General features: G+C 74.6%; 1 protein-coding gene. It reads left to right on the top strand.

Going from position 1 to position 700, the window contains the following annotated elements; all coding sequences use genetic code 11:
• Positions 1–160 precede the first annotated feature (160 nt).
• On the top strand, positions 161–598 hold the full coding sequence (locus ACYVE9_RS29585) for a four-helix bundle copper-binding protein (RefSeq protein WP_461030948.1): 438 nt from the start codon (positions 161–163) through the stop codon (positions 596–598).
• Positions 599–700 lie beyond the last annotated feature (102 nt).

Genomic DNA, 700 nt, shown 5'->3' with positions numbered 1-700 from the left:
CGAGCGGCTCGGGGCCGCTCGGGCCGTTCGCGCTCGTTCGGCTCCCGGCGGGCAGTTTCGTACCGCCCGCCGGGTGCTACCCGTCCACCTGTGCCGACGGTTCCCCACAGGCGGGCCGACCAGCGCCCCCGGCCACGGCACAGCAAGGAGGGCAGCGCTCATGGCGTCAACCGTCGAGAACATGCTGCGGACCCATCCGGCCGACCTGAGCGAACTGGACGGCAGGACCCTCGCCCGGTGCATCGAGGCGTGCGTGAAGTGTGCGCAGGCCTGCACGGCGTGCGCGGACGCGTGCCTGTCCGAGGAGTCGGTCGCGGAGCTGACCGCCTGCATCCGCAGCGACCTGGACTGCGCCGACATCTGCGCGGCGACCGGTTCCGTGCTCTCCCGGCGCCCGGGCCACCAGCCGGAGACCCTGCGCACCCTGCTCAAGGCCTGCGCCACCGTCTGCGGGGCCTGCGCGACGGAGTGCGAGAACCACGCGGACATGCACGAGCACTGCCGGGTGTGCGCCGAGGCCTGCCGGGAGTGCGAGCAGGCCTGCAACGACCTGCTCGCCGAACTCGGCGGCGGCGACGCCTTCGGCCGGCAGAACTGAACCGCCGCGAGCGCGCCCGCACCGGCGATGACGGACCCCGTCGCGGTGACGGGCCGCCTCTGGGTGACGGGCCTCGTCGCGGTGACGGGGGCGCTGGGCGGG

The organism is Streptomyces sparsus (genome assembly GCF_054776295.1).
The sequence above is the reverse complement of the archived record's forward strand: the minus strand, read 5'-3'. Positions and strand labels throughout refer to the sequence as shown.